This window comes from Falsiroseomonas selenitidurans, assembly GCF_012103215.1.
GTDB classification, from domain to species: Bacteria; Pseudomonadota; Alphaproteobacteria; order Acetobacterales; family Acetobacteraceae; genus Falsiroseomonas; species Falsiroseomonas selenitidurans.
The window spans coordinates 1-7,761 of record NZ_JAAVNE010000099.1 but is presented as its reverse complement, the minus strand read 5'-3'; the positions used below and the strand labels follow the sequence as shown (position 1 = coordinate 7,761).

Below are 7,761 nucleotides of genomic sequence, written 5' to 3'. Positions count from 1 at the left end.
CGGCGTCGCGGTGGGCACCGCCGGGCGGCTGCCGCGGCAGGGGGCGGGGCGCGCCGCGGGGCTGGCGGCGATCGGCGCGCTGGCCTGATCGCTGGCGTGGTGCCGGTGCCGCGCCCTGCCGCGCGGCCTGTGGGTAAGGGTTGATGAGGGTTCGCCTGGTTTGATGAGGCGGCTGCGCGGTTGCTGAGACGTGTCTCCTGCAACGCTGTGTCTCCCACGCAACACTGTCTCAAGGAAGTCGCGGCGCGCTCGGATGGACCGTTGCCGCGTCGTGCAGGCTTTGCGCATTATCCGCCCGGGCCTGACTGCTACCGGGGGGGAACCTGGTGGTGGCGTCCTGCCGAGGGGGGCAGGCGGGTCGTCGCATGCCGGGGGCCACCCGGCGCAGGAGGAGGTTTTTAGATATGCGCAAGATTCTGCTGGGCACCACCGCCGTGGTCGGCGCCGCGCTGCTGGGCGTGAGCGTTGCCCAGGCGCAGACGGCTCCGACGGTGCGCGTTGGCGGCTATTTCGACTTCACGGGCGCCTATGTCGATGACAGCCGCGAGACGGGCGACACCGACAGCATCGACTTCCGCACGGACACGGAAATCAGCGTCATCGTCCGCGGCAAGGCCGCGAACGGCCTGAGCTACGGTTCCGAGATCGAGATCCAGGTCGACGGCCAGGGCGCCGGCTCCACCGTGATGGACCTGGACGAGCTCTGGGGCTTCGTGTCCAGCCCGACCCTCGGCACCCTGCAGTTCGGTGACCAGGACAGCGCCGCCGACCAGCTGAAGGTTTCCCTGCCGACCGTGACCGGCCATGGCCCGTCGGGCATCTGGGACGACCTGGTGGCCTCCAACCAGTACCTGAACTCGACGATCAACGACGGCAACGACGCCTCGAAGATCATCTACCTGTCCCCGCAGTTCTTCGGCTTCGACTTCGGCGTCAGCTTCGCGCCGAACACCTACCAGGGTGAGAGCCAGTTCTCCACGGGTTCGAACCTGCAGCGCCAGGAGAACCAGGGCAACATCCGCAACGAGATCTCCGGTGCCATCCGCTACCGCGGCAGCTTCGGCAACATCGGCGTCGCGGTGGCCTTCTCCGCGATGACCGGCGACGCGCCCTCCTCCGCGCCGAGCAACTTCCAGGATCCGAATGCCTACCAGATCGGCGTGAACGTGTCCGGCTACGGCCTGACCGTTGGCGGCCACTATCTGTGGGGCAAGTACGCCGCGGGCAGCTTCGGCCGCACGGGCCTGGCGAACGGCCTCGAGAACTCGACCTCCGCGAACATCGGCGCCACCTACCGCATCGGCGCCGTGTCCCTGGGCGCCTTCTACGCGATCGGCACCGCGGACCGCGGCACCAACCTGTCCGACAGCGAGCAGACGGTCATCGGCGTGGGCGCCGTGTACACCCTGGCCCCCGGCCTGGAACTGTATGCGAACTACCACAACGTCGACTCCCAGTGGGTGCAGGGCATCGAGAGCCGCGACATCAACACCTTCGTCATCGGCTCCCGCCTGGCCTTCTGATCCGGCCTATCGGGATCGAAAGGGGGCGGCAGGGAAACCTGCCGCCCTTTTTTCGTGCCCGGGTGTTGCCGCCCGATTTGCCGCCGGTCCGAGGCATTGGTGTTACGCAGGGCCGGCTTTGCGGAAGCCCGGCAGCGCGGTAAGACAATTCCTGCAAAAGGCCCCGCCGGGCCGGGATGGGAATCATGCGCCGTACGCAGATGATGATGATGGGCGTGCTCGGCACCCTGATCGCCGGGTGCAGCAGCCTCGACGGCAATTTGCGGACGCCGGAGCTCGACGAATACAGCAGCGACCGCCGGCGCGACCAGGTGCGCGGGCGCCTCGGTGGGCAGGACGGCATCCTGGTGTTCGGCACGGACCGCAGCCAGCAGCGCGGCGGCGCCGATCAGGGCGGCACCGGCATCGGCGTCAATGCCTATCTGTGGCGCGCGGCGCTCGATACCCTGTCCTTCATGCCGCTGTCCTCGGCCGACCCCTTTGGCGGCGTGCTGATCACGGACTGGTATTCGCCCCCGGGCAACACCGGGGAACGCTTCCGCGCCACCGCCTATATCCTCGGCCGCCAGCTGCGCTCCGACGGCGTGCGCGTGTCGCTGTTCCGCCAGGAACTGCGGGGCAATGCCTGGGTGGATGTGCCGGTCTCCGCCAGCACGGCTTCGGAGCTGGAGGACCAGGTGCTGGGCCGGGCGCGGGAATTGCGGGCGCAGTCCACCGCCGCGGCGCGCTGAGGCGCGAGGCACCGGCGCCGCCCTTTCCAGGGCGGCGGACTGGCCTTATGCCTGTGCTGCACATCAGGCCATGCAACGCAGCACGATGAACGACATCGCCCCCATCCCGGACTCCAACCAGCCGCAGCCGGCGCGCCACGATTTCGCCGCTGCCGAGCCGCGCTGGCAGCAGGAATGGGACCGCCGCGGCTGCTTCGCCGTGCCGGACGTGCCGCCCGAGGGCGCGCGCAAATACTACGTGCTGGAGATGTTCCCCTACCCCTCGGGCAAGATCCACATGGGGCATGTGCGGAACTACACGCTGGGCGACGTGGTGGCGCGCTACAAGCGGGCGCGCGGCCATCTGGTGATGCACCCGATGGGCTGGGACGCCTTCGGCCTGCCGGCCGAGAATGCGGCGCGGGAACGCGGCATCCACCCCGGCCAATGGACCTACGACAACATCGCCACCATGCGCGCCGAGCTGAAGCGCATGGGCCTCTCGCTGGACTGGGCACGCGAATTCGCCACCTGCGACGTGGCCTATTACGGCAAGCAGCAGAAGCTGTTCCTGGATTTCTGGCAGGCCGGGCTGGTCGAGCGCAAGGAATCCTGGGTGAACTGGGACCCGGTGGACGGCACCGTGCTGGCCAATGAGCAGGTGATCGACGGCCGCGGCTGGCGGTCCGGCGCGCTGGTGGAGAAGAAGAAGCTCTCCCAGTGGTTCCTGGCCATCACGAAATACGCGCCCGACCTGCTGGAGGCGCTGGGCGGGCTGGAGCGCTGGCCGGAGCGCGTGAAGCTGATGCAGTCCAACTGGATCGGCCGCAGCGAGGGGGCGCGGGTGCGCTTCCGGCTGACCGAACCGGTGGCCGGGACGGCCGAGGTCGAGGTGTTCACGACGCGGCCGGACACGCTGTTCGGGATGAGCTTCCTGGCCGTCGCGGCGGAGCACCCGCTGGCGGCTGCCGCGGCCGCGGCCAATCCGGCCGCCGCCGACTTTGTCGCCGAATGCCGCCGCATGGGCACCAGCGAGGCGGCGATCGAGCAGGCGGAAAAGCGCGGCTTCGATACCGGCTTCCGGGTGGCGCACCCCTTCATCGCCGGCGCGAGCTTCCCGGTCTGGATCGCCAATTTCGTGCTGATGGAATACGGCACCGGGGCGATCTTTGGCTGCCCGGGCCATGACGAGCGGGATTTCGAATTCGCCCGCACATACGCGTTGCCCATCACCCCCGTGGTGCTGCCGCCGGGCGAGGATCCGGCCCGTTTCGCGCTGGGCGATGCCGCCTATACGGATGACGGCACGATCTTCAATTCCGGCTTCCTGGACGGGCTGGCGGTGCCGGCAGCCAAGCGGGCGGCGATCGAGAGGCTGGAGGCGCAGGGCCAGGGAACCGGCGTGGTGAACTGGCGCCTGCGCGACTGGGGAGTTTCGCGCCAGCGCTACTGGGGCTGCCCGATCCCGGTGATCCATTGCGATGCCTGCGGCGCGGTGCCGGTGCCGGAGGCGCAGCTGCCGGTGGAACTGCCGCAGGATGTGGATTTCTCCCGCCCCGGCAACCCGCTGGACCATCACCCCAGCTGGAAGCATGTTGCCTGCCCGCAATGCGGCGCAGCGGCGCAGCGCGAGACCGATACCTGCGACACCTTCGTCGACAGTTCCTGGTATTTTGCCCGCTTCTGCTCGCCCGGCGCCGCAGCACCGGTGACGCAGGCGGCGGTGAATGCCTGGCTGCCGGTGGACCAGTATATCGGCGGCATCGAGCACGCGATCCTGCACCTGCTCTACAGCCGTTTCTTCACCCGCGCGATGAAGGCGACGGGGCACCTGGAGGTGAAGGAGCCCTTCGCCGGCCTGTTCACCCAGGGCATGGTCCAGCATGAGAGCTACAAGGGCCCGGACGGGCGCTGGCTGTACCCGGAGGAGGTGGAGTTCAGCCTGGCCGCGGACGGCACCCGCAGCGCGACGGTCAAGGGCGGCAACGCCCCGGTGACCATCGGGCGCGTGGAGGCGATGTCGAAGTCCAAGCGCAACACGGTGGACCCGGGGGCGATCATCGCCCGCTACGGGGCGGACACCGCGCGCTGGTTCATCCTCTCCGACAACCCGCCGGAGCGGGACATGGAGTGGACGGAATCCGGCGTCGCCGGCGCCTTCCGCTTCACCCAGCGGGTCTATCGCCTGGCCGCCAATGCCTTGGCGTCCCTGCCGCCCGCCGGCACCGCGCCGGATGCGGCGGTGGCCGGGCCGGCGCGCAGGCTGCGCCAGGTGACGCATCGCAGCATCGTCGCGGTGACCGAGGCGCTGGACAGCTTCGCCTTCAACGTCGCCGTCGCCCGCATCCATGAATTCGCCAATGCGATCGGCGAGGCGGAGGCCGAGGCGGAGGGCATGGGTGCCGCGCGGCGGGAGGCGCTGGAGATGCTGGCGCGCCTGTCCGCGCCGATGATGCCGCATCTGGCGGAGGAGATCTTCGCGCTGCTCAATCCGGGCACCGGCCAACTGGTGGCGGAATTGCCCTGGCCGGAGGCCGATCCCGATCTGGTGCGGGCGGAGACGCGGACGCTGGCGGTGCAGGTGCTGGGCAAGCTGCGCGCCACGATCGAGGTCTCCATCAACGCCACCGATGCCGAGATTTTCGCCCTGGCCGAGGCCGAGGAGAACGTGCAGCGTGCGATCGGCGGCAAGCCGGTGAAGAAGCGGATCCATGTGCCTGGGCGGGTGGTCAATTTCGTCGTCTGAACCCTTGCCCCGGCGGGGCAGCCTGGATTTGCCCCGGCGGGGCAGCCGGGATGTGCCCCGGCGGGGTTTGCTGGGGGTGCTGGGCGCGGCCGCGCTGCTGGCGGGCTGCGGCTTCCGGCCGCTGTACGGGCCGGGCGGCGGCATCGGGGCCGGGGCGACGGCAGATGTGCGCGGCGCCCTGCAGACCATCCGCGTGGCGCTGGTACAGGAGCGGTTCGGCCAGCTGATCCGCCGGGCGCTTTACCAGCGCCTGGGGCAGGACGTGACCGGCCCCGCCACGGCCCTGTACGAGCTGCGCGTCTCGCCCAGCCTGCAGACCGAGGGCGTGGGCATCCAGCGCGACGGCACCGCCACCCGCGTGCGCTACCTCGGCACTGCCAACTGGCTGCTGGTGCGCCTGGGGCCGCCGGTGGAGACCGTGGCGTCGGGCGTCGAGCGCAGCGTCGAGGCCTACAACATCCCGCCCAACCAGTTCTTCGCCAGCGACAGCAGCCGCGAGGCCGCCGAGCAGCGGCTGGCGGAGGTGCTTTCGGAATTGGTGGTGACGCGGATCGCGGTGGATTTCCGCCGGCGCGCGGCCGGGGAGCCAGCATTGCCGGCGGCTGCCGTGCCGGCGGTGCCGCCCCTGGGTGCGCCGGTGGTGCCAACATCGCCTGACATCGTGCCGGGCCCGGCGCCGGTGCTGCGCTGATACCCGACGCGGGAAGTCCCGACCTGCGGCCCGAAGGGCCGAGCGGCCGCAGGAGCGCCGCGGCAAGTGCCGCGAAGCCAAGCCGCGCGGATGCGCGGCGCCCGGCGCCTGAGGGGCGCGAAGGGGAAACCTTCGTGCGGTTGGTATGAGTCGTTTGATGCGCCCCGCCAGCGCACGCTGCGTGCGCTTGAACGCTTGCTCCAGGCGCCCGCGCCCTCGGCTGCGCTGAGATGGCGAAGATCGAGCCGCGCCGGCTGCCGGCCCTCCTGGCCGATCCCGGCTCCACCCGCGCCGTGCTGCTGCATGGCGACGACGCCGGCCTGGCGCGGGAACGCGCGGAGGCCCTGGTGCGGGCGGTGTTGGGGGGGAGCCTGTCCGACCCCTTCCGCCTGGCCGAAATGACCCGGGAGGAGGCCGCTCGGCCCGGCGCCCTGGCCGGGGAGGCTGCGGCGCTGGCAATGACCGGGGGCCGCCGCGTGGTGCGGCTCCGCGACGCGACCGACGCCCATGCCGGCCCGCTGAAGGAGGCCCTGGCCTCCGGCGGGGAGGCGCTGCTGGTCTTGGAAGGCGGGGAACTGACCGCACGGTCCCGGCTGCGGGCGATGGCGGAGGCGGCGCCGGATGTCGCCGTGGTGGCCTGCTGGCGCGAACGGGCGGATGAGGCCGCGGCGACGCTGACGCGGTTGCTGCGCGAGCAGGGGGTAGGGGTGGAAGCCCCGGTGGCCAATTGGCTGGCGCTCCGGCTGGGCGAGGACCGGATGCTGCTGCGCCGCGCGGTGGAGGTTCTGGCGCTCTATGCCGGACGGGGCGGCAAGGTGGATGAGGATGCGGCGCTGGCCTGCGTGGCGGAGGGTGAGGCGGCGGACCTGGACGGCGCGCTGATGGCGGCGACGGCGGGCGAGGCGCGCCAGGCCGACCGTGCGCTGGAAGCAGCCTTCGCCGAGGGGGCGAACCCGGTGATGGTGGTGCGCGCCACGCTGCGGCATGTGCAGCGGCTGCATGAGGCGGCGCTGGCAGGCGATTCGGGGGGGCTGCGGCCGCCCGTGTTCTTCCGCCACAAGCCGGCCTTCGACCGGGCGCTGCGGATCTGGCCGCCGGCGGCGCTGGAGGCGCAGGGGGCGGCGCTGCTGGAAGCCGAGAAGCGCACCAAGACGACCGCGTTCCGCGAGGTGCATGAGGCGCTGGCGCGTGCCGGGGTGGCGGCCCTGGCGCGCCAGGCGGCCGCGCTGGCGCGGCGGTAATCGCCGCTCAGCCCTGCGTGGCCCTGGCCCGGCGCGCCAGGGCGGCATTGCGGCGCTTCGCCAGGCGGCCGAGTGCCATCTTCAGGACGGATGCGTCGATCGCCTGCGGATCGTATTCGCCGAGCCACTCGACCATGGACGCGTGGTCCGGATGGGCGGGGTCGGCGATGATCTCGAGCATGGTGTAGAAGCCGGGGATGCCGCCGCAATCCTCCGGCGGGGCGTTGTTCTCGCCGGCGAGATAGCGCGGATAGCCAACCCCGGGCTCACCCTGGCGGATCTTCGTCAGCACCAGGCGATGCTCCCAGCTGTCGCCGAAATCGTAGAGGTAGGTGAGGGTGGTGCGGCGCGGCCTCAGCACCTCGCGCAGCTGGAGCTTCGTGGCGGAGACGCGCGGTTCGCCACCCCAATCAGCCCCGCGCGAGGCGCTGATCCGGGTGGGTCCGTTCTGGAATTCCCACAGATGCTGGTCGTGCCAGCCCATCGCGGCCTGGACGATGTCGTGCAGCACCTTGAAGGTGACGGAGGTCGGAATCTCCACCTCCCGCCAGATGAGGGGGGTGCTGTCACAGAGCTCGATCCGCAGGGTGCAGATCTCATCCTCGGGCATAGGAAGGTTTCCTCTTCGTGTCCCTCAAAGGCCGGGCGGGCAGCGTCCGCGGCCCTTGGCTTCGCTGCATTGGCCTTCGCGCGCCTTCGCGCGCCCGGCCCTTTAGGGCCGCAGGTCGAAACTTGGTGCGCCACCTATCATACGCCCGGCGTCCTGCAGTGACTCATGAGTGTTCCCACGGTCACGGCGAGTGTGATTCGCTGTCCTTCGTGCTTGGCGAGGGGGCGGCAATGGTGGCGG

At 70.7% G+C, this 7,761-nt stretch carries 6 protein-coding genes; 5 read left to right on the top strand and 1 reads right to left on the bottom strand.

All coding sequences use genetic code 11. The features are described 5' to 3' along the window. The first annotated feature begins 404 nt into the window (after window positions 1-404). From HEQ75_RS27225 to holA, 5 genes are all read left to right on the top strand, one after another. A complete protein-coding gene (locus HEQ75_RS27225) occupies window positions 405-1,523 on the top strand; it encodes a porin (protein ID WP_168035270.1) in 1,119 nt (372 codons plus the stop codon). A gap of 185 nt (window positions 1,524-1,708) precedes the next feature. Beyond that, window positions 1,709-2,254 (top strand): DUF3576 domain-containing protein, encoded by a 546-nt coding sequence (locus HEQ75_RS27220; RefSeq protein ID WP_168035269.1) that lies wholly within the window; start codon window positions 1,709-1,711, stop codon window positions 2,252-2,254. Between the two features lie 85 nt (window positions 2,255-2,339). After that, window positions 2,340-4,979, top strand: a complete 2,640-nt coding sequence (gene leuS / locus HEQ75_RS27215; protein WP_168035271.1) for a leucine--tRNA ligase — start codon at window positions 2,340-2,342, stop codon at window positions 4,977-4,979. A 52-nt stretch (window positions 4,980-5,031) separates the two neighbouring features. Continuing rightward, a complete protein-coding gene (gene lptE / locus HEQ75_RS27210; protein WP_168035268.1) occupies window positions 5,032-5,670 on the top strand; it encodes an LPS assembly lipoprotein LptE in 639 nt (212 codons plus the stop codon). Between the two features lie 230 nt (window positions 5,671-5,900). Further along, window positions 5,901-6,911, top strand: a complete 1,011-nt coding sequence (holA, locus tag HEQ75_RS27205; protein WP_168035267.1) for a DNA polymerase III subunit delta — start codon at window positions 5,901-5,903, stop codon at window positions 6,909-6,911. Window positions 6,912-6,918: 7 nt separating this feature from the next. Here the strand turns inward: holA and HEQ75_RS27200 are convergent, their stop codons facing one another. Continuing rightward, a complete protein-coding gene (locus HEQ75_RS27200; RefSeq protein ID WP_168035266.1) occupies window positions 6,919-7,521 on the bottom strand; it encodes a plasmid pRiA4b ORF-3 family protein in 603 nt (200 codons plus the stop codon). Between the last annotated feature and the right edge of the window lie 240 nt (window positions 7,522-7,761).

Coding starts and splice junctions, on each gene's coding strand:
- HEQ75_RS27225 (WP_168035270.1), top strand. CDS start 405: ATGCGCAAGATTCTGCTGGGCACCACCGCCGTGGTCGGCGCCGCGCTG.
- HEQ75_RS27220 (WP_168035269.1), top strand. CDS start 1,709: ATGCGCCGTACGCAGATGATGATGATGGGCGTGCTCGGCACCCTGATC.
- leuS (WP_168035271.1), top strand. CDS start 2,340: ATGAACGACATCGCCCCCATCCCGGACTCCAACCAGCCGCAGCCGGCG.
- holA (WP_168035267.1), top strand. CDS start 5,901: ATGGCGAAGATCGAGCCGCGCCGGCTGCCGGCCCTCCTGGCCGATCCC.
- HEQ75_RS27200 (WP_168035266.1), bottom strand. CDS start 7,521: ATGCCCGAGGATGAGATCTGCACCCTGCGGATCGAGCTCTGTGACAGC.